This window comes from Streptomyces sp. ISL-12 (assembly GCF_018614415.1).
Taxonomy (GTDB): Bacteria; Actinomycetota; Actinomycetes; order Streptomycetales; family Streptomycetaceae; genus Streptomyces.
The window spans coordinates 55,281-76,475 of sequence record NZ_JAGGOO010000109.1 but is presented as its reverse complement, the minus strand read 5'-3'; the positions used below and the strand labels follow the sequence as shown (position 1 = coordinate 76,475).

The 21,195-nt window shown below is 70.7% G+C and carries 16 protein-coding genes; 13 read left to right on the top strand and 3 right to left on the bottom strand.

The genetic code is table 11. The features are described 5' to 3' along the window. The first annotated feature begins 218 nt into the window (after positions 1 to 218). The 10 genes from ngcE to J7I94_RS27510 all read left to right on the top strand — a co-directional run bounded on the left by ngcE (position 219) and on the right by J7I94_RS27510 (position 13,820). The gene (ngcE, locus tag J7I94_RS27555) at positions 219 to 1,697 is read left to right on the top strand and encodes an N-acetylglucosamine/diacetylchitobiose ABC transporter substrate-binding protein (protein WP_215171178.1); all 1,479 of its coding nucleotides are present in this window, start codon (positions 219 to 221) and stop codon (positions 1,695 to 1,697) included. 26 nt (positions 1,698 to 1,723) lie between these two features. Next, positions 1,724 to 2,650 carry a carbohydrate ABC transporter permease gene (locus J7I94_RS27550; protein ID WP_215171176.1) on the top strand — a complete coding sequence of 309 codons (927 nt, stop codon included), beginning with the start codon at positions 1,724 to 1,726 and terminating at the stop codon, positions 2,648 to 2,650. A 4-nt stretch (positions 2,651 to 2,654) separates the two neighbouring features. Continuing rightward, positions 2,655 to 3,557: a carbohydrate ABC transporter permease gene (locus tag J7I94_RS27545; protein ID WP_215171174.1), complete on the top strand. Its 903-nt coding sequence runs from the start codon at positions 2,655 to 2,657 to the stop codon at positions 3,555 to 3,557. A 136-nt stretch (positions 3,558 to 3,693) separates the two neighbouring features. Continuing rightward, entirely contained in the window at positions 3,694 to 4,905 is a 1,212-nt protein-coding gene (locus J7I94_RS27540) for an ROK family transcriptional regulator (protein ID WP_215171172.1), read from the top strand. A 133-nt stretch (positions 4,906 to 5,038) separates the two neighbouring features. Continuing rightward, on the top strand, positions 5,039 to 6,142 hold the full coding sequence (locus J7I94_RS27535; protein WP_215171226.1) for a sugar ABC transporter substrate-binding protein: 1,104 nt from the start codon (positions 5,039 to 5,041) through the stop codon (positions 6,140 to 6,142). A gap of 175 nt (positions 6,143 to 6,317) precedes the next feature. After that, entirely contained in the window at positions 6,318 to 7,109 is a 792-nt protein-coding gene (locus J7I94_RS27530; RefSeq protein ID WP_215171171.1) for an ATP-binding cassette domain-containing protein, read from the top strand. Then, entirely contained in the window at positions 7,106 to 8,389 is a 1,284-nt protein-coding gene (locus J7I94_RS27525) for a sugar ABC transporter permease (protein ID WP_215171169.1), read from the top strand. The genes J7I94_RS27530 and J7I94_RS27525 overlap by 4 nt, the downstream gene beginning before the upstream one ends. Before the next feature lie 199 nt (positions 8,390 to 8,588). After that, the gene (gene dxs / locus J7I94_RS27520) at positions 8,589 to 10,511 is read left to right on the top strand and encodes a 1-deoxy-D-xylulose-5-phosphate synthase (RefSeq protein WP_215171167.1); all 1,923 of its coding nucleotides are present in this window, start codon (positions 8,589 to 8,591) and stop codon (positions 10,509 to 10,511) included. Positions 10,512 to 10,649: 138 nt separating this feature from the next. Then, positions 10,650 to 12,146, top strand: coding sequence for an amino acid permease (locus J7I94_RS27515; RefSeq protein WP_215171165.1), 1,497 nt, complete (start codon positions 10,650 to 10,652; stop codon positions 12,144 to 12,146). A gap of 246 nt (positions 12,147 to 12,392) precedes the next feature. Further along, positions 12,393 to 13,820 carry a glycosyltransferase family 39 protein gene (locus J7I94_RS27510; protein WP_215171163.1) on the top strand — a complete coding sequence of 476 codons (1,428 nt, stop codon included), beginning with the start codon at positions 12,393 to 12,395 and terminating at the stop codon, positions 13,818 to 13,820. 102 nt (positions 13,821 to 13,922) lie between these two features. Here J7I94_RS27510 and J7I94_RS27505 read toward each other — a convergent pair whose 3' ends face one another. Then, positions 13,923 to 14,300 (bottom strand): NTP pyrophosphohydrolase, encoded by a 378-nt coding sequence (locus J7I94_RS27505; protein WP_215171161.1) that lies wholly within the window; start codon positions 14,298 to 14,300, stop codon positions 13,923 to 13,925. A 79-nt stretch (positions 14,301 to 14,379) separates the two neighbouring features. Here J7I94_RS27505 and J7I94_RS27500 point away from each other — a divergent pair, with 79 nt between their 5' ends. The 3 genes from J7I94_RS27500 to J7I94_RS27490 all read left to right on the top strand — a co-directional run bounded on the left by J7I94_RS27500 (position 14,380) and on the right by J7I94_RS27490 (position 17,677). Then, positions 14,380 to 15,396: a hypothetical protein gene (locus J7I94_RS27500; RefSeq protein ID WP_215171160.1), complete on the top strand. Its 1,017-nt coding sequence runs from the start codon at positions 14,380 to 14,382 to the stop codon at positions 15,394 to 15,396. Between the two features lie 158 nt (positions 15,397 to 15,554). Next, positions 15,555 to 16,760: an NAD(P)/FAD-dependent oxidoreductase gene (locus tag J7I94_RS27495; protein ID WP_215171158.1), complete on the top strand. Its 1,206-nt coding sequence runs from the start codon at positions 15,555 to 15,557 to the stop codon at positions 16,758 to 16,760. Further along, positions 16,757 to 17,677, top strand: coding sequence for an RNA polymerase sigma-70 factor (locus J7I94_RS27490; RefSeq protein WP_215171156.1), 921 nt, complete (start codon positions 16,757 to 16,759; stop codon positions 17,675 to 17,677). Before J7I94_RS27495 ends, J7I94_RS27490 begins: the two co-directional genes overlap by 4 nt. A 77-nt stretch (positions 17,678 to 17,754) precedes the next feature. Here J7I94_RS27490 and J7I94_RS27485 read toward each other — a convergent pair whose 3' ends face one another. Continuing rightward, the gene (locus tag J7I94_RS27485; RefSeq protein WP_215171154.1) at positions 17,755 to 19,884 is read right to left on the bottom strand and encodes a 3-hydroxyacyl-CoA dehydrogenase NAD-binding domain-containing protein; all 2,130 of its coding nucleotides are present in this window, start codon (positions 19,882 to 19,884) and stop codon (positions 17,755 to 17,757) included. After that, a complete protein-coding gene (locus tag J7I94_RS27480; protein ID WP_215171153.1) occupies positions 19,881 to 21,098 on the bottom strand; it encodes an acetyl-CoA C-acyltransferase in 1,218 nt (405 codons plus the stop codon). The genes J7I94_RS27485 and J7I94_RS27480 overlap by 4 nt, the downstream gene beginning before the upstream one ends. Between the last annotated feature and the right edge of the window lie 97 nt (positions 21,099 to 21,195).

Sequence of the window (21,195 nt, the reverse complement as noted above, 5' to 3'; positions counted from 1 at the left end):
CCTCTCAAATGTCCGCCAGATCTCAACTCGGAAAAGACCCGTGGCCAACCTTGCGTTCGATCTTGCTCCGGCGGCGGGAAGTGGACTATACCTGTCGGCCACCGGAGCGTTGTGAAGACGCGAGATCCGCACTGCCTGCACGACCCAGCGAGACCGAACGCGGTGCCGGGAGGATCCGGTTCACCGCCTGAGTCCTGGAGAAGGCGAGGACTTGAGCAATGGGATCCACTTCCGCCGAGAACGCCAGTACGCCCCCCGACGGCACCGGTACCCGCGCGGGCACCGGCCGCCGCGACCTGATCAAGAGGGCCACCGCGCTCGGCCTGCTCGCCGTCCCCACGATGAGTTTCCTGTCCGCCTGTGCCAGCGGCGGCGGCGGTGACGACCAGGACAAGGCGGAGGCGGGCGAGAAGACCGCCGAGAACCCGCTCGGCGTGAACAACAGCGCCCAGCTGGAATTCGTCCTCTTCGACGGTGGATTCGGCAAGGAGTACGCCGAGGACGCGGTGAAGGTCTACGAGAAGAACTTCCCCGACGCGACCGTGAAGTTCTCCGCCACCCAGAAGATCCAGTCCACCCTCCAGCCCCGTTTCAACCAGGGCACCCCGCCCGACCTCATCGACAACTCCGGCGCGGAGCAGATGGACATGGGCGTCCTGGTCGGAAAGAAGCAGCTCGCCGACCTCACCCCCCTGCTCGACGCCCCCTCCTACGACGACCCGGACAAGAAGGTCCGCGACACCCTGCGCCCCGGCATCGTGGAAATGGGCCAGTTCGACGGGGACCAGGTCTGGGTCTTCTATTACGCCTACACCGTCTACGGCGTCTGGTATTCGCAGAAGGCGCTGGACTCGCTGGACGCCGCATACCCGAAGACCTGGGACGAGATGCTCGCCGTCTGCGCCAAGGCCAAGAAGAAGGGCATGGCGGGCTGGACGTACGCGGGCAAGTACCCGTACTACATCCCCTTCTCGCTCTACCCGATGATCGGCAAGGTCGGCGGCGTGGAGGTGCTGGACGCCATCGACAACCTGGAGCCGAACGCCTGGAAGCACCCGGCGGTCAAGGCGTGCTTCGAGGCGTACTACGAGCTGTACAAGAAGGGGTACGTCCTCCGGGGCACCCCGGGTCTGGACCACATCCAGTCGCAGACCGCCTGGGCCAAGGGCGACGCCCTGTTCCTGCCCAACGGCTCCTGGGTGGAGAACGAGTCGGCCAACGTCATCCCCGACGGCTTCGAGGTGACCGTCTCCGCCCCCTCCGGGCTGGACTCCTCCGACAAGCTGCCCTTCGGCACCCTCTGGGCCTCCGGCGGCGAGCCGTTCATCGTCCCCGCCAAGGCGAAGAACGGCACCGGCGGCATGGAGCAGCTGCGCATCATGCTCAGCGAGGCCTCCTCGAAGAACTTCACCTCCAAGGTCAAGTCGCTCTCCGCCTACAACGGCGGCACCGACGGCATCGAGCTGACCCCCGGCCTCAAGTCCGGCGTCGCGGCCCTCGAACTGGCCGGCGACAACGTGGTCAACCCCCGCCTCCAGGACTGGTACGTGAAGCTCCAGAAGGAGCAGATCGGCGTCGGCGGCCTGGGCGAGATGATGGCCGGCCGGCTCACCCCGGCCGAGGCCATCAAGAAGATCCAGGGCTACGCCGACGACGCGGCCAAGGACTCGTCGATCAAGCACTACAAGCATCAGTAGGGACGCCGGATCGGGGTCGGTTGGCAATGCAGCACGGCAAGTACCGGTTCATCGTGGGGTTCCTGGCGCTGCCGCTGGGGATCTACGCCCTCTTCGTCGTCTGGCCGTTCGTCCAGTCCATCTACTACTCGTTCACCGACTGGACGGGGCTGAGTCCCGAGTTCGAGATGGTCGGCTTCGACAACTACGCACGGATGCTCGACGACGACATCTTCTGGAAGTCGCTGTGGCACAGCGTGCTCTTCGCGCTGCTCGTCCCCCTGGTGACGCTCGGCCTGGCGCTCTTCCTCTCCTTCATGATCAACGTCGGCGGCCGGAAGCGGAAGGGCGGCCCGGTGGTCTCCGGGGTCCGCGGCTCCGCCTTCTACAAGATCGTCTACTTCTTCCCGCAGGTGCTGTCCATCGCCATCGTCGCCCTGCTGTTCCAGTTCGCGTACAACCCGGACAGCGGCGCGGTCAACTCCCTGCTGCGCGGCATCGGCCTGGACTCCGTCCAGCCGCTGTGGCTCGGGGACCCGGACTTCGCCCTGTGGTGTGTCATGGCGGTCCTCGTCTGGTCCACGGTCGGCTTCTTCGTGGTCCTCTTCTCCGCCGGCATGGCCTCCGTCCCGGCGGAGCTGTACGAGGCCGCGCTGCTGGACGGAGCGACCCGCTTCACCACGTTCTTCCGGGTCACCCTGCCGCTGCTGTGGGACACCGTGCAGTCCGGCTGGGTCTACATGGGCATCCTCGCGCTCGGCGCCGAGTCCTTCGCGGTCGTCCAGATCATGACCGTCGGCCCCGGCGGACCGGACTACTCGACCACCGTCATGGTCCTGTACGTGTACCAGAAGGCGTTCCGGGACGGTCAGGCCGCCTACGCCACCACCATCGGCGTCGCCCTGCTCGTGGTCACGCTGGCCTTCGCGGCCGTCGTGATGCGGCTGGGCCGGCGCGAGCGGCTGGAGTACTGAACCGATGAAGACGACCGACACCCCCGCCGAGCCGAAACCGAGGAACGAGCCGAAACCGAGGAAGGAGCCGAAACCGAAGAAGGAGGGCGGCGCCCTCGACGTCTTCTCCCACGGCGTCCTCGTCATCTGGGCGATCATGGTGGTGCTGCCGCTGGTGTGGGCGGTGATGACGTCCTTCAAGGACGACGCCTCGATCTTCGGCTCGCCCTGGTCGCTGCCGGACACCCTGCACTTCGACAACTGGTCCAGGGCCTGGACCCAGGCCCACATGAGCGACTACTTCCTCAACACCGTCCTGGTGGTGGGCGGCTCGCTCGTCGGCACCCTGGTGCTGGGCTCGATGGCCGCCTACGTCCTGGCCCGGTTCGACTTCCCCGGCAACCGGTTCGTCTACTTCCTGTTCGTCGGCGGCATGAGCTTCCCGATCATGCTCGCACTGGTGCCCCTGTTCTACGTGGTGGACAACCTGGGGCTGCTGAACACCCTCCACGGGCTGATCCTGGTCTACATCGCCTACTCGCTGCCCTTCACGGTGTTCTTCCTGACCGCGTTCTTCCGCACCCTGCCGACCTCGGTGGCGGAGGCCGCGTTCGTCGACGGGGCCTCGCACACCCGGACGTTCTTCCAGGTCATGCTGCCGATGGCCAAGCCGGGGCTGATCAGCGTGGGGATCTTCAACTTCCTGGGGCAGTGGAACCAGTACATGCTGCCGACCGTGCTGAACACCGACCCCGACCAGCACGTCCTCACCCAGGGCCTGGTGCAGCTCGCGGTCAGCCAGGGGTACAAGGGCGACTGGTCGGGGCTGTTCGCGGGCCTGGTGATGGCGATGCTGCCGGTGCTGGCGGCGTACATCCTCTTCCAGCGGCAGGTGGTGCAGGGACTGACCGCGGGCGCCTTGAAGTGACGGCCGCGCGGAGGGCGCGGGCACCCGGATGCGGTTCAACCTCTTGACGGGAGGCGACCCGAACGGCTCAGCTTAGAGTTCACTAGTTGGACATGGACGGGGCCTCGTCGACGCGGCCCCGGCGCAGGAGGTCGTCGTGGAGACTCCGGGGTCGCAGTCGTCGCTGCACCGAGCCAACCTGGAGAGGGTCGTACGCGCCGTACGGCTGGCCGGGTCGCTCACGCAGGCGGAGATCGCGAGGACGACGGGGCTGTCCGCGGCGACCGTCTCCAACATCGTCCGGGAACTGAAGGACGGCGGGACCGTCGAGGTCACGCCCACCTCGGCGGGCGGCCGGCGGGCCCGCAGCGTCTCGCTGAGCGGGGACGCCGGGATCGTGATCGGCGTGGACTTCGGCCACACCCACCTGCGCGTGGCGGTCGGCAACCTCGCCCACCAGGTGCTGGCCGAGGAGTCCGAGCCGCTGGACGTGGACGCCTCCTCGGCACAGGGCTTCGACCGGGCGGAACAGCTGGTCAACCGTCTGATCGAGGCGACCGGTGTCGACCGGTCCAAGATCGCCGGGGTGGGCCTCGGCGTGCCCGGGCCGATCGACGTGGAGTCCGGCACGCTGGGGTCCACCGCGATCCTGCCCGGCTGGAGCGGGACCCGGCCCGCCGAGGAGCTGCGGGGGCGGCTCGGCGTGCCCGTGCACGTGGACAACGACGCCAACCTCGGCGCCCTCGGCGAGCTGGTCTGGGGCAGCGGCCGGGGGGTGCGGGACCTGGCGTACATCAAGGTCGCCAGCGGTGTCGGCGCCGGGCTGGTGATCAACGGCAAGATCTACCGGGGGCCCGGCGGCACGGCGGGCGAGATCGGGCACATCACCCTCGACGAAGCCGGCCCGGTCTGCCGCTGCGGCAACCGCGGCTGCCTGGAGACCTTCACCGCCGCGCGGTACGTGCTGCCGCTGCTCAGGTCGAGTCACGGCACCGGTCTGACGATGGAGGGCGTGGTGCGGATGGCCCGGGACGGCGACCCGGGCTGCCGCCGGGTCGTCGCGGACGTCGGCCGCCACATCGGCAGCGGCGTCGCCAACCTCTGCAACCTGCTCAACCCCAGCCGGGTCGTCCTCGGCGGCGACCTCGCCGAGGCCGGCGAGCTGGTCCTCGGCCCCATCCGGGAGTCCGTGGGCCGCTACGCCATCCCCAGCGCCGGACGCCAACTCTCCGTGCTTCCTGGGGCACTTGGCGGCCGTGCCGAGGTGCTCGGCGCGCTCGCCCTCGCCCTCAGCGAGATGGGCGATTCGACCCTGCTGGACGGCAGCGCGGCCGGCGGTCTGCCCGCCGCGACCCCCGTCTTCACTTAGAGAACGGATGGCACCGTTGCCATCTCGTTAAGGATTTACTTCTTGACGTCGCACGTGTGGCCGAGTTGACTTCCAGCCACCTCGGCCGCAACGACGCGGCCTCGTCAGGGAGGTTTCTGAAGTGAACACGCGTATGCGTCGTGCCGCCGTTGCCGTAGCCGCCACCGCGATGGCCGTCTCACTCGCCGCCTGTGGCAGCGCCAAGGAGTCCGGAGACAACGCCGACTCGTCGGACGACTCCGCCAAGAAGGGCGACGCCATCAAGGTCGGCCTGCTCCTTCCCGAGAACCAGACCGCGCGCTACGAGAAGTTCGACAAGCCCTTGATCGAGAAGAAGGTCAAGGAGCTGACGAACAACAAGGGCGAGGTCATCTACGCCAACGCCAAGCAGGACGCCAGCCAGCAGGCGCAGCAGGTCGACACGATGGTGACCAACAAGGTCGACGTGCTGATCGTGGACGCGGTCGACTCCAAGGCCATCGCCGGCTCGATCAAGAAGGCCAAGGACCAGGGCATCCCGGTCGTCGCCTACGACCGCCTGGCCGAGGGCCCGATCGACGCCTACACCTCGTTCGACAACGTGACCGTCGGCAAGACGCAGGGCGAGGCGCTCCTGGAGGCGCTGGGCGACAAGGCCAAGGACGGCCAGATCGTCATGATGAACGGGTCCTCCACCGACCCGAACGCCGCCCAGTTCAAGGAGGGCGCGCTCTCCGTCCTCAAGGGCAAGGTGAACATCGGCCGCTCCTACGACACCAAGGAGTGGAAGCCGGAGAACGCCAACGCCAACATGGAGGGCGCCATCTCCGCCCTGGGCAAGGACAAGATCATCGGCGTCTACTCCGCCAACGACGGCATGGCGGGCGGCATCATCACCGCCCTGAAGGCCGCCGGGATCGACGACATCCCGGTCACCGGCCAGGACGCCGAGCTCAACGGTGTGCAGCGCATCCTCACCGGCGAGCAGTACATGAGCGTCTACAAGTCCTACCCGCAGGAGGCGGCCACCGCGGGTGAGATGGCCGTCGCCCTCGCCAAGGGCGAGTCGCTCGACTCCCTCGCCACCAGCGAGTCCGACAGCGCCACCACCAAGGGCATCCCGACCGTTCTGGTCCCGGTCGTCTCCCTGACCAAGGACAACATCAAGGACACCGTGGTGAAGGAAGGCTTCTACACGGTGGACGAGATCTGCGCCGGCAAGTACGCCTCCGCCTGCTCCAAGGCCGGCCTCAGCTAAGCAGCCCCGCCCCTGAGCAGCCCCGTCTCCCGCGGCGCGCGTCACGCGCCCGGGACCGGCTGCCCCAGCTCCTCCGGCGCCCCGCACACACCAGCCCCGCAAGCTAGGCGGGGCGCCGGACGGACCACCCCCCAAACTTCTGCACGACCTCCCGCCGGGTCAGGCGGCGAAGGAGTTGGTTCACGTGTCCGCTACGCCCGTGCTGGCGTTGCGCGGGGTCTCCAAGCGGTTCGGTGCCGTCCAGGCGCTCACCGACGTAGAGCTTGAGGTCCACGCCGGTGAAGTGGTCGCCCTGGTGGGCGACAACGGTGCCGGAAAGTCCACGCTGGTCAAGACGATCGCCGGCGTGCACCCCATCGACGAAGGCGCCATCGAGTGGGACGGCAAGGCCGTCACCATCAACAAGCCGCACGACGCCCAGAACCTGGGCATCGCGACCGTCTACCAGGACCTCGCGCTGTGCGACAACATCGACGTCGTCGGCAACCTCTACCTGGGCCGGGAGATCCGCAAGCGCGGCGTCCTGGACGAGGTGGAGATGGAGCGCCGCAGCCGCGAGCTGCTGGACACGCTCTCCATCCGGATCCCCAGCGTCCGCATCCCGATCGCCTCGCTCTCCGGCGGTCAGCGCCAGGTCGTGGCGATCGCCCGCTCCATGCTCGGCGAGCCCAAGCTGGTCATCCTCGACGAGCCCACCGCCGCCCTCGGCGTCGAGCAGACCGCTCAGGTCCTCGACCTGGTCGAGCGGCTGCGCGAGCGCGGCCACGCCGTCATCCTCATCAGCCACAACATGGCCGATGTGAAGGCGGTCGCCGACAAGGTCGCCGTGCTGCGCCTCGGCCGCAACAACGGCATCTTCGAGGTCAAGTCGACCTCCCAGGAAGAGATCATCTCCGCCATCACCGGCGCCACGGACAACGCCGTGACCCGTCGTGCGGCGCGCACCAATGGGGAGATCCAGAAGTGAGCATCGACAAGACCTCCGCCGCCGCCACCGAGCCGGCGGAGAAGACCGCCGCCGCGGCGGTCCCCGCGGTCGACCCCCGCCTGCTGGTGCGCGAACAGGGCTTCGCGGGCTACTGGAGCGAGTTCAAGCGCAAGATGAAGGCCGGCGACCTCGGGTCCCTCCCGGTCGTCGTGGGCCTGCTGGTCATCTGGGCCATCTTCACCAGCCTGAACTCCAACTTCCTCACCGCCGGCAACTTCTCCGACATGTCGGTCGCCATGGTCGGCACCGGCCTGATCGCCGTCGGCATCGTCTTCGTCCTGCTGCTCGGCGAGATCGACCTGTCGGTCGGCTCGGTCAGCGGTGTCGCGGGCGCCACCTTCGCGGTGCTGAACATCACGCACGGGATGAACGAGATCCTGGCCCTGGTGCTGGCGGTCCTCACCGGCACCGTGGCAGGCGCCATCCACGGCTTCGTCTTCGCCCGCATCGGCGTCCCGGCCTTCGCCGTCACCCTGGCCGGCCTGCTGTTCTGGCAGGGCTTCATGCTCCGGATACTCGGCGACAACGGCACCATCAACCTGGACGCCGACGGCATCGTCGTCAACCTGACCAGCTACTACTTCAGCGACGTGGCCGCCGCCTACGGCCTGGCGGTCGTCGTGACCGCGGGCTACTTCCTCTCCGCGTACTTCGGCAACCGCCGCCGCGAGGCCGCCGGGGTGCCCTCCCGGCCGCTGAGCGAGATCGTCGTCCGTACGGTGCTGCTGGCGGTCCTCGCCTTCGTCGTGGCGTTCGTCTTCAACCAGTACAAGGGCCTGCCGCTGGCCGTGGTGATCTTCCTGGCGTTCCTGCTGCTCACCGACTTCGTGCTGCGCCGCACCGCCTACGGCCGCAAGGTGTTCGCGCTCGGCGGCAGCGTCGAGGCGTCCCGCCGGGCCGGCATCAACGTGGAGCTGGTGCGGATCTCGGTCTTCGCGATCGCCGGCACCTTCGCCGCGATCGGCGGCCTGTTCGTCGCGTCGAAGATCGCCTCCGCCAACCAGGGCGCGGGCACCGGTGAGTTCCTGATGAACGTCATCGCCGCGGCCGTCATCGGCGGCACCTCCCTCTTCGGCGGGCGGGGCCGTACCTGGGACGCGCTGCTCGGTGTGATGGTCATCGTCTCCATCCAGTACGGCCTGGCCCTGGAGGGCATCGCCTCCCCGGTCCAGTACATGATCACGGGTGGCGTGCTGCTGGCCACGGTCGTCATCGACGCGGTCACCCGCAAGACCCAGAAGACGGCCGGCCGCGCCTAGCGCCGCCGCTTCTGACGGACCTGTGCCCGGTACCAATGGCGGTACCGGGCACAGTCGTGTCACAGCTCCTGCCATACCCGGGGCCCGTGGTGGGTACAGCCGAACGCGTGACGTACGACGCACCGCCCGGACACCGGCCACCGGAGCGGAACATTAGACTCGACAGGCCCGGCAACAGCTCTACTGCAAGGAGGCACGGGTGCCGCTGCTGACCCGCATCAGGGGACCGCGCGATCTGGACCGGCTCAGCCTGGAGGAGCTGGACCAGCTGGCCCAGGAGATCCGGACCTTCCTCGTCGAGGCCGTGTCCAAGACCGGCGGCCACCTCGGCCCGAACCTCGGCGTGGTGGAGCTCACCATCGCCCTGCACCGCGTCTTCGACTCACCGAAGGACAAGGTGCTCTTCGACACCGGCCACCAGTCCTACGTGCACAAGCTGCTCACCGGCCGGCAGGACTTCTCCAGGCTGAAGATGAAGGGCGGCCTGTCCGGCTACCCCGCGCAGGCCGAGTCCGAGCACGACGTCATCGAGAACAGCCACGCCTCCACCGTGCTGGGCTGGGCCGACGGCATCGCCAAGGCCAACGAGATCCTGAAACAGGACCGGCACGTCGCCGCCGTCATCGGTGACGGCGCGCTCACCGGCGGCATGGCCTGGGAGGCGCTGAACAACATCGCCGCCGCCAAGGACCGCCCCCTGGTCATCGTCGTCAACGACAACGAGCGCTCCTACGCGCCCACCATCGGCGGCCTCGCCAACCACCTGGCGACCCTGCGCACCACCGACGGCTACGAGCGTTTCCTCGCCCGCGGCAAGGACCTCCTGGAGCGCACCCCGGTCGTCGGCCGCCCGCTCTACGACACCCTGCACGGCGCCAAGAAGGGCCTGAAGGACTTCATCGCCCCGCAGGGCATGTTCGAGGACCTCGGCCTGAAGTACGTCGGCCCGATCGACGGCCACGACATCGAGGCCCTGGAGTCCGCGCTGACCCGCGCCAAGCGGTTCGGCGGCCCGGTCATCGTGCACTGCCTCACCGAGAAGGGCCGCGGCTACCAGCCCGCCCTGGCGGACGAGGCCGACCGCTTCCACGCGGTCGGCAAGATCCACCCCGACACCGGTCTGCCGATCTCCACCTCCGGCGCCGACTGGACCTCCGTCTTCGGCGAGGAGATGGTGAAGCTCGGAACCGAGCGCGAGGACATCGTCGCCATCACCGCCGCGATGCTCCAGCCGGTCGGGCTCGACAAGTTCGCCAAGCGCTTCCCCGAACGCGTGTACGACGTCGGTATCGCGGAGCAGCACGGCGCCGTCTCCGCGGCCGGCCTCGCCCACGGCGGCCTGCACCCCGTCTTCGCCGTCTACGCCACCTTCCTCAACCGCGCCTTCGACCAGGTCCTGATGGACGTGGCCCTGCACAAGTGCGGCGTGACGTTCGTCCTGGACCGGGCCGGCATCACCGGCACCGACGGCGCCTCCCACAACGGCATGTGGGACATGTCGATCCTCCAGGTCGTCCCCGGCCTCAGGCTCGCCGCCCCGCGCGACGCCGACCAGGTCCGCGCCCAGCTCCGCGAGGCCGTCGCCGTCGACGACGCGCCGACCGTGGTCCGCTTCTCCAAGGGCGCCGTCGGCCCCGCCGTACCGGCCGTCGGCCGCGTCGGCGGCATGGACGTCCTGCGCGAGCCCGGCACCGAGCACCCCGACGTCCTCCTGGTCTCCGTCGGCGCCCTCGCCCCGATGTGCCTGGAGATCGCGGACCTGCTGGACAAGCAGGGCATCACCACCACCGTCGTCGACCCGCGCTGGGTCAAGCCGGTGGACGAGGCGATGGCCCCGCTGGCCGAGCGGCACCGCGTCGTCGTCACCGTCGAGGACAACTCCCGCGTCGGCGGGGTCGGCTCCGCCGTCGCCCAGGCCCTGCGCGACGCGGGCGTCGACGTACCGCTGCGGGACTTCGGCATCCCGCCGCGCTTCCTCGACCACGCCTCCCGCGCCGAGGTGCTCGCCGAGATCGGGCTGACCGCCCCGGACATCGCCCGCCAGGTCACCGGACTGGTCGCCAAGCTCGACGGCCGGTACGAGCGGGCCGGCGCCGAAGCGGTGGAGGCCACCCGCGACTGACGCGCGGCAGCTCCGACGGGCCGGTCCCGCCACCCGATGCGGTGGCGGGACCGGCCCGTCCGCGTGAATCCACGCCCGCCGGGGCATACGTACCGCGCCCCTTCGATCATGCCGAGGGCGACCAGCGTGGGAGGTCCCGTGAGCAGCACCCTCTTCCGGACGAAGAAGATCGAGCAGTCCATCCAGGACACCGAGGAGCCCGAGCACGCCCTCAAGAAATCCCTGTCCGCGCTCGATCTGACCGTCTTCGGCGTCGGCGTCGTCATCGGCACCGGCATCTTCGTGCTGACCGGCACGGTCGCCAAGAACAACGCGGGGCCCGCCACCGCCCTCGCGTTCGTCGTCGCCGGCGTGGTCTGCGCGCTGGCCGCCCTCTGCTACGCCGAGTTCGCCTCGACGGTCCCGGTGGCCGGGTCGGCGTACACCTTCTCCTACGCCTCGCTGGGCGAGCTGCCGGCCTGGATCATCGGCTGGGACCTGGTCCTGGAGTTCGCGCTCGGCACGGCGGTGGTGGCCGTCGGCTGGTCGGGGTACATCCGCTCGCTGCTGGACAACGCGGGCTGGCAGTTCCCGGACTACCTCGGCGGCCGGGACGGCGCCGACGGCTTCGGCTTCGACATCCTCTCCGCCGCCCTCGTCCTCGTACTGACCGCCATCCTCGTCCTCGGCATGAAGCTCTCGGCCCGGATCACCTCGGTCGTCGTCGCCATCAAGGTGGCGGTCGTCCTCGTCGTCATCATCGCCGGGGCCTTCTTCGTCAAGGGCGCCAACTACGACCCGTTCATCCCCAAGTCGCAGGAGGTCGAGGCGGGCAGCGGCCTGCACTCGCCCCTGATCCAGCTGCTGTTCGGATGGGCCCCGGCCAACTTCGGCGTGATGGGCATCTTCACCGCCGCCTCCATCGTCTTCTTCGCCTTCATCGGCTTCGACATCGTCGCCACGGCCGCCGAGGAGACCAAGAACCCGCAGCGCGACATGCCCCGCGGCATCCTCGGCTCCCTGTTCATCTGCACGATCCTGTACGTCGCCGTGTCCATCGTGGTCACCGGCATGCAGCACTACAGCGAGCTGTCGGTGGACGCCCCGCTCGCCGACGCCTTCAAGGCCACCGGGCACCCCTTCTTCGCCGGCGTCATCAGCTTCGGCGCGGCGGTCGGCCTGACCACCGTCTGCATGATCCTGCTGCTCGGCCAGACCCGGGTCTTCTTCGCCATGAGCCGCGACGGACTGCTGCCCCGCTTCTTCTCCCGGGTCCACCCGAAGTTCAAGACCCCCTACCGCCCGACCATCCTCCTCGGCGTCGTCATCGCGATCGTCGCGGGCTTCACCTCCCTGAGCGAACTCGCCGAGCTGGTCAACATCGGCACCCTCTTCGCCTTCGTGATCGTCGCCTTCAGCGTGATCATCCTGCGCCGCACCCGCCCCGACCTGCCCCGCGCCTTCCGCACCCCGCTGGTGCCCGCCCTGCCGATCGTGTCCGTGGCCGCCTCGCTGTGGCTGATGCTCAACCTGCCCGCCGAGACCTGGCTGCGGTTCGGGATCTGGATGGCGATCGGCATCGTCGTCTACTTCCTCTACGGCCGCGGTCACAGCCGGCTGGGCCGCGGCGAGACGGAGAGCGGCAACAGCCGGTGACCGCGCGGGGCCGCTGGGGCCTGTCGTTCGGATCAGGTCGCGGGAAATCCGCAGCGCCTCATCAGCACAGGTGAGCGGGGGTCTGGTGCGGGCAGCTGCAAAGCGGAGGAGTGAGTCGACGCGATGGGGCCCCGCGCGAGCGCGGTCGAGCGTGGGGGAGTCGGCGACCGACGACAGCGCGGCAGATGTACGTGCCAGACCCCACGTCTGCGGCGTGATCTGGACGACAGGGCCTAACGTGCGGATGTGCCGCTCTCTCCGTCACCCTCCGTGTCCGCATCGCGGACGCGGAGCGGCTACTGGACCCGCCTGCTGCCCCTGCTCGCGCTCCTGGCCTGCCTCACCCGCCTCCCGTCCTCCGCCCGCCCGCTGTGGAACCCCGACGAGGGCTATCTCGCCGTACAGGCCCGCCTGCTCGCGGACGGCGGCCGGCTCTACGAGACGGTCGTCGACCGCAAGCCGCCGCTGGTGCCGTGGCTGTACGAGGGCGCGTTCGCGCTGACCGGCTCGGAGTCGCTGACGCCGGTACGCGTCCTGGCCGTCCTCGCCCAGCTCGCCACGGCGGCCCTCCTCGCCTCGCTGGCCCGCCGCCGCTGGGGCGACGGGTCCGGGCGCACCGCCGGGGTGCTGTACCTGCTGGTCTCCGTCGGCCTCAACCCCGAGGACGCCCAGGCCGCCACGTTCGAGGTGTTCATACTGCCGGGCACGGCCGCCGCCCTGTGGTGCGCCGACCGCCACCGCTGGGGTGCCGCCGGGGCCGCCGTCGCCTGCGCCTTCCTGGCCAAGCAGACCGGCGCGGCGGTCCTGCTGCCGGTGCTCTGGCTCAGCGGGCTCCGGCGCGGCCCCCTGCTGTGGCTGGCGGCGGGCGCCGCACCTCCCGTCCTGGGCGCCGCCCTCGCCACCGACCCGTCCGGCTTCCTCTTCTGGACGGTCACCGGCTCCGGCTCCTACGCGTCCTTCTCCGGCTCCTGGACGCATGTGCTGGCCCGCGCCCTGGGCAACGCGGCGATCCTCGCCCTCGGCTGCGCCGCGCTGCTGCCGCCGCTGGTCCGCCGGGCGCCCGGCCGGGCCGGCCTGTGGGTGTGGCTCGCCGCGTCGGCCGGGGCGGTCGTCACCGGCCTGCACTTCTTCGGCCACTACTACCTCCAGCTGCTGCCGCCGCTGACCCTGCTGGCGACGGCCGCGCTGCACACCCTGCCGCGCGAGCGCACCGCCCGCGCGGTCCTCGCCGCGGCCTGCTGCTGCGCGCTGTTCCTCAGCTGGGGCCTGCTGGCGCCGCGCACCGGACTCGACCACGCGCGACGGCTGGCCGACGCCGCCGCCCGGGCCACCGGCCCCGACGAGCGCGTACTCGTGTGGGGCATACACCCGGAGACGTACTGGCTCGCCGACCGCACCCCCGCCACCCGCTACCTCACCGCCGGTCTGCTCACCAACCACAGCGGCGGCCGATCCGGCGCTCCGGTCGGCGAACGGCAGGCCGTCGCGGGCGCCTGGGACGTCTTCCGCCGCGAGACCACGGCCCGCCCGCCGGCCCTGATCGTCGACGACTCGCGCGGCGCCCCGTACGCGCCGGAACACCTGCCGACCCTGCGCCGGCTCCTCGCGGCCCGCTACGAGGAGGCGGGGACGGTCGACGGGGCGGTGCTGTACGTCAGGACGCGGCGCCGCTGAGCGGGGCCGTGGGGCGGCGCATGCCTGCGGCGCCGCTGAGCGGGCCCGCGTATCGGGCGGTTCAGCCCTTCGGCGTCGCTGAGTGGGCCCGAGTCGGGCACATCAGCCCTTCGGCCGCACCGTCCGGGGTCCCGCGACATCCGCGCCCAACTCCGTGACCCTGCGCCTCAGTTCACGGTCGGCCGTCACCACCAGTACGGCCCGCCCGCCGGCCCGCCCGACCAGGTCGACCATGTGGTCGTCCCCGCTGCCGGGCGCGTCCTCCACCCGTACGCCGGGCACGGAGGCCACCCCGCGGGCCGCGCCCTCGACGACCAGCACGATCTCCACGGGCCCGGCGTGCCCCGGCACCCCGTCCGCCGCCAGCCGGTCCCGCAGCCGCTCGGCGGCGCCGCGCCGGTCCCGCCACCAGCCGTCGGGCACCGACCCGACCACGTTGGCGGCATCGACGATCACGAGCAGCGGGGCGTTGTCCTCCATACCGTCAGGGTCCCACGGCCGGGCCGGCCCGATCCCACCCGACCGGTACCGACCGGGCCGCGCCGCTTAGAGTGAACCGGTGAACGGCGACTGGCTCCTACGCGGCCGCGACGGCCGCCTCTGCGTCTATCAGCCGTCGGGCGACGCGATTCTGTGCCGTGCCGAGCTGGGGCCCGACGGCCCCTGGGAGGCCCCCCGCCGGATCGGCGGCGACCAGAAGCTGCGCCCCGGCCTCGCGGTCGGCGCCGGCGCGGACGGGTACGCCCATCTGGTCGCGTGGCGGCCCACCGGCCGGGGACAGTCCGGGCTGGTGCACTCCACGCACTTCCGGCCCCGGCTCGCCCCGCTGGACTGGAGCCCGGTCGGCCACCCGGACAAGAAGGGCGCCCGCACCGGGATGCCCGCCGTGGCCGTCGACGCGCAGGGCCGCGCCCATGTCTTCGTCCGGAACGCGGGCGGCGGGATGAGCGTGCTGGCGCAGAAGGAGAAGGGCGGCTGGGAGCCCTGGCAGGACCTCGGGGGAGCGGACGTCCAGGAGGAACCCGCCGCCGTCACGGGGGAGTCAGGCCTCGTCGAGCTGTACGCCGCCGCCGACGGCGTACTGCTGCACTGGCGGCAGGAGAAGCCCGGCGCGCGGCCGGTCCTCGACGCGCGGACCGAGGCGACCGTGCGCCCCGGTACGCTCCGGGCGCTGGCCACCTCCACCGAGCACACCACCCTGTTCTTCACCGACCGCTTCGGCACCCTGTGCGCCTGGCGTCCCGGCGGCGCGCCCGTCCCGCTGGTCGCCGCCGCGGGCCCCGGCCCGGCCGCCGCCGTGCGCTGCGTCATCGAGGGACACGACTGCACGCTGCTGGGCCAGCGGTCGGCCGACGGCCGGGTGGCGTTCGCGGCCTACCCGACCGAGCAGGAGGCGGCGGGCGCCTGGTGGACCGAGTCCGGCCCCGCGGTCACCGATGACACGGAACTGGCCCTCGCCGTGGACGAGACGGACCGGGTGGTGGCGGTGACCCTCTCCCCGTCGGCCGGCCGCCTGCTGCTGACCCGCCGCAAGGACGAGCCCGGCCTGGCGCTGCGGGCCTGGCAGGAGGTCTGACCCCCTCCGAACGCCCGAACGCCCGAACGGCCGCCGGTGTCCGGTCCTTGTCCGCCGTACCGGTCACGACTGTGATGCGCATCACGCGACCTCATGTCACAGACCGGCGGGCAGCTTGCATCTCGTGGTCGTCAGCGGCGAACGAGAGGGGCAAACCCATGAGCACACAGCAGGAAGCCGGCCTGGCGATCACCCATCGCGTCCTGATCCTGGGGGCGGGCTACGCGGGAATGGCCGCGGCGATCCAGCTCGCGGCCCGGGCCAAGCGGCGCGAGGACGTGCGGGTGACCCTGGTGAATGCTCAGGAGCGGTTCACCGAGCGGCTGAGGCTGCAGATGACCGCGACCGGGCAGCAACTCGCCGAGCTGAGCATCCCGGAGCTGCTGCGGGGTACGGGGGCGCGGTTCGTACGCGGCTGGGTCACGGCGGTGGACGCGGAGGCGAAGACCGTGCGGATCGACGACGACCGGGTCCTGCACTACGACACGCTGGTGTACGGGCTGGGCAGCGCGGCCGACACGGAGGCAGTGCCGGGCGCGGCGGACCACGCGTACACCCTGGACAGCGCCCAGGACGCCAAGCTGCTGGCCGACCGGCTGGCGCGGCTCGGGGGCGGCACGGTTGTCGTCGTCGGCAGCGGGCTGACCGGCACCGAGTCCGCCGCGGAGATCGCCGAGCGGCACCCGGAGGCGGACGTCGTGCTGCTGGGCCGGGAAGAACCCGGCGCGGCCATGACCCCGAAGGCCAAGGCGTATCTGCGGGCCGCGCTCACACGCCTGCGCGTGCGGGTGCGCAGCGGGGTCGAGGTGGTGAAGGTGCTGCCGGACGCGGTCGAACTGGCGGGCGGGGAGAGCGTCGCCGCTGACGTGGTGGTGTGGGCGAGCGGTACGCGGGTGTCGCCGCTGGCGGCCGCCGCCGGGCTGACCGTCGACGAGCGCGGCCGCGTCGTCACCGACACCGTGCTGCGGTCGGTGTCGCACCCGGACGTGTATGCCGTGGGCGACGCGGCCGCGATCCGCCAGGGCTACGGCGTCATGCACGGCACCTGCCAGGGCGGCATGCCGACCGGCGTGCACGCCGCGGTGTCGATCCTCCGCGCGCTCGAGGGGAAGCGGCCCAAGCCGTTCCGGTTCGGCTACTACCACACGCCGGTGAGCCTGGGCCGGCACGACGCGGTGGTGCAGTTCACCCGTCCCGACGACAGTCCCCGACGGATCCACCTGACAGGCCGCATGGCGGCCCGGTACAAGGAGACGGTGACCGCTTCCCCTTGGCCGACCTACGGCCGGATGAAGAAGATGCCCGCCTCGGGCGCGTTCTGGCCGCGCGGCGGCCGCTTCACCAGGGGCGGAGGGGCTCGGTGACCCAGCCGGTACCGGACCCCGACCAGCAGGTGTTCCACCGGCATCGCAACCTGCTGTTCTCGGTGGCCTACCGCGTCCTGGGCACCGCGGCCGACGCCGAGGACGCGGTCCAGGACGCCTGGATCAAGTGGTCGGCCGCCGACCGCTCGCAGGTGGCGGACCCCAAGGCGTACCTGACGCGGATCGTGTCGAATCTGGCGCTGCAACGGCTGCGCTCCACCCGGTACAAACGGGAGACGTATGTGGGGCCGTGGCTCCCGGAGCCCATCCTCACCAGCGGCGACACCGCCGACGTCGTCACGGGCGCCGAGTCGGTGTCGATGGCGGTGCTGGTGGTGTTGGAGACGCTGAGCCCGCTGGAGCGCGCGGTGTTCGTGCTGAAGGAGGTCTTCGACTTCAGCCATGCCGAGATCGCGGAGGCGGTGGAACGTTCCGAAGCCGCGGTACGGCAGGCCGCCCACCGTGCCCGCGAGCACGTGCGCGCCCGGCGGCCGCGCTACACCGCCGACCGGTCGCGGCAGCGCGAGGTCACCGAGCAGTTCTTCGCCGCCGCGACCGGTGGGGACGTCAACGCCCTGATGGAACTGCTGTCCCCGGACGTCACCCTGTGGACCGACGGCGGCGGCAAGGTCCGCCAGGCCCTGCTCCCGGTCACGGGCGCGTCCACGGTGGCCGCCTGGTTCGCGGCCATCGGCACCGTCAGCTACCAGGGCGTCGAGCCCGCCGACATGAACGCCGAACTCGCCGACATCAACGGCGGGCCGGGCGTGGTGTTCAGCGGACCGGACCGCGTGATCGCCACGCTCACCTTCGACTTCGACGCCGACGGCCGCATCACCGCCCTCCACAACGTGGCCAATCCCGACAAACTCCGGGCCGTCGCGGAGGGCACCGCGCACGACGTCGGCACGCGGTGAGCCCGGGGCGGGACCGCCCTCGGGACGGGAAAGCGGAGGGGCGGGCCGCGTGGCCCGCCCCTCCCCGTGGCTGTCCCCTACGCCGGGACGCTCGCCACGCCCGGCTCCAGGAACCGCTTGCCGTTCACCCGCTCGGCGACACCCGACCGGTCCAGGTACGGCGTGACGCCGCCCAGGTGGAAGGGCCAGCCGGCACCGGTGATCAGACACAGGTCGATGTCCTGGGCCTCGGCGACGACGCCCTCGTCGAGCATCAGCCCGATCTCCTGCGCCACCGCGTCCAGCACCCGGTCGCGCACCTGCTCCTCGGTCAGGACGGTGTCGCCCTGCTTCAGCAGCGCGGCGACCTCCGGGTCCAGCTCGGGCTTCCCGCTGTCGTAGACGTAGAAGCCGCGCTTGCCCGCCTCGACGACCGCCTTGAGGTTGGGGGAGACGGTGAAGCGGTCCGGGAACGCCTTGTTGAGCGTCTCCGAGACGTGCAGGCCGATCGCCGGGCCGACCAGCTCCAGCAGGACCAGCGGGGACATCGGCAGGCCGAGCGGCTCCACCGCCTTCTCCGCCACGGCCACCGGGGTGCCCTCGTCGATGACGTTCTGGATCTCGCCCATGAAGCGGGTCAGGATGCGGTTCACGACGAACGCCGGGGCGTCCTTGACCAGTACGGCCGTCTTCTTCAGTTTCTTGGCCACCGCGAACGCGGTCGCCAGCGACGCGTCGTCGGTCTGCTCGCCGCGCACGATCTCCAGGAGCGGCAGCACGGCGACGGGGTTGAAGAAGTGGAAGCCGACGACCCGCTCGGGGTGCTTCAGCTTCGACGCCATCTCGGAGACGGAGAGCGAGGAGGTGTTGGTGGCGAGGATCGCGTGCGCCGGGGCGACCGCCTCGACCTCCGCGAACACCTGCTGCTTGACGCCGATCTCCTCGAACACGGCCTCGATCACGAAGTCCGCGTCCGCGAAGCCCTCGGCCTTGTCCAGCACGCCGGTCACCAGGGCCTTGAGCCGGTTGGCCTTGTCCTGGTTGATCCGGCCCTTGCCGAGCAGCTTGTCGATCTCGGCGTGGACGTACCCCACGCCCTTGTCGACGCGCTCCTGGTCGATGTCGGTCAGCACGACCGGCACCTCCAGGCGGCGCAGGAACAGCAGCGCGAGCTGGCTGGCCATCAGACCGGCGCCGACGACACCGACCTTGGTGACCGGACGGGCCAGGTTCTTGTCGGGAGCACCGGCCGGGCGCTTGGCGCGCTTCTGGACGAGGTTGAACGCGTAGAGCCCGGCGCGCAGTTCGCCGCTCATGATGAGGTCGGCCAGGGCCTGGTCCTCGGCGTCGTAGCCGGCCTGGAGGTCGCCGTCCTTGGCGGCGGCGATGATGTCCAGGGCACGGTAGGCGGCCGGGGCGGCGCCGTGCACCTTGGAGTCGGCGATGAACCGGCCGCGCGCGACGGCCTGGTCCCAGCCCTCGCCGCGGTCGATCGCCGGGCGCTCGACGGCGATCTCGCCCTTGAGGACGGCCGCCGTCCAGGTCAGCGACTGCTCCAGGAAGTCGGCGCCCTCGAAGATCGCGTCCGCGATGCCGAGTTCGTGGACCTGCTTGCCCTTGAGCTGCTTGTTCTGGTTGAGGCTGTTCTCGATGATGACCGAGACGGCCTTGTCGGCGCCGATCAGGTTCGGCAGCAGCGTGCAGCCGCCCCAGCCGGGGACCAGGCCGAGGAAGACCTCGGGGAGCGAGAACGCGGGGACGGCCGACGACACCGTGCGGTACGCGCAGTGCAGGCCGATCTCGACGCCACCGCCCATGGCCGCGCCGTTGTAGTACGCGAAGGTCGGCACGGCCAGCTTCGACAGCCGCTTGAAGACGTCGTGGCCGCCCTTGCCGATGGCGACCGCGTCCTCGTGCCGCTTCAGCAGCTCCACGCCCTTGAGGTCGGCGCCGACCGCGAAGACGAACGGCTTGCCGGTGACGCCGACGCCGACGATGTCGCCGTCCGCGGCCTCCTTCTCGACCTGGTCGATCGCGGCGTCGATGTTCGCCAGCGACTGCGGGCCGAGGGTGGTCGGCTTGGTGTGGTCGTGACCGTTGTCCAGGGTGATCAGCGCGAAGCGCCCGGCACCGAGGGGAAGGTCGAAATGACGTACGTGTGCCTGCGTGACGACCTCGCCGGGGAACAGCTCGGCCGCACCCTTCAGCAGCTCAGCGGTGGTGCTCACTTGTCCCCCTCGAAGTGCGGGTTCTCCCAGACGACCGTCGCGCCCATGCCGAAGCCGACGCACATGGTGGTCAGGCCGTAGCGGACGTGCGGCTGCTCCTCGAACTGCCGGGCCAGCTGGGTCATCAGCCGGACGCCGGAGGAGGCGAGCGGGTGACCGAAGGCGATGGCGCCGCCGTACTGGTTGACGCGCTCGTCGTCGTCCGCGATGCCGTAGTGCTCCAGGAAGGCGAGCACCTGCACGGCGAACGCCTCGTTGATCTCGAACAGGCCGATGTCGTCGATGGACAGCCCGGCCTGCGCGAGGGCCTTCTCCGTCGCCGGGATCGGGCCGTAGCCCATCACCTCGGGCTCGACGCCCGCGAAGGCGTAGGAGACCAGCCGCATCTTGACCGGCAGGCCGTTCTCCCGGGCGAACTCCTCGCTCGCGATGATCGAGGCCGTGGCGCCGTCGTTCAGACCGGCCGCGTTGCCCGCGGTGACCCGGCCGTGCACCCGGAACGGCGTCTTGAGGTTGGCCAGGTTCTCCAGCGTGGTCCCCGGCCGCATCGGCTCGTCGGCGGTGACCAGGCCCCAGCCCGTCTCACCGACGTCGGAGTTGGTACGACGTACGGACACCGGCACCAGGTCGGCCTGGATCTTGCCGTTGGCGTACGCCTTGGCGGCCTTCTCCTGGGAGCGCACCGCGTACTCGTCGGCCCGCCGCTTGGTGATGCTCGGGTAGCGGTCGTGCAGGTTCTCCGCGGTCATGCCCATGAACAGGGCGGACTCGTCGACCAGCTTCTCGGAGACGAACCGCGGGTTGGGGTCCGCGCCCTCGCCCATCGGGTGCCGCCCCATGTGCTCGACACCGCCGGCGATGGCGACGTCGTACGCCCCGAAGGCGACCGACCCGGCCACCGTGGTGACGGCGGTCAGCGCGCCCGCGCACATCCGGTCGATGGCGTAACCGGGCACCGACTGCGGCAGGCCCGCGAGGATGCCGGCCATGCGGCCGATGGTCAGCCCCTGGTCACCGACCTGCGTGGTGGCGGCGACGGCGACCTCGTCGACCTTCTTGGGGTCGAGGCCCGGGTTGCGGCGCAGCAGCTCCCGGATCGCCTTCACGACCAGGTCGTCGGCGCGGGTCTCGTGGTAAATGCCCTTCGGGCCCGCCTTGCCGAACGGGGTGCGGACGCCGTCGACGAAGACGACGTCCCTGACGGTACGAGGCACGATGGCTCTCCTCCAGGGTGCGGGACGCTGAGCGCTTGCTCAAGCCATGCTACTTACCAGTAACGTAGCTGCCCAGTCCCAGGGGGTACAGCGGCGC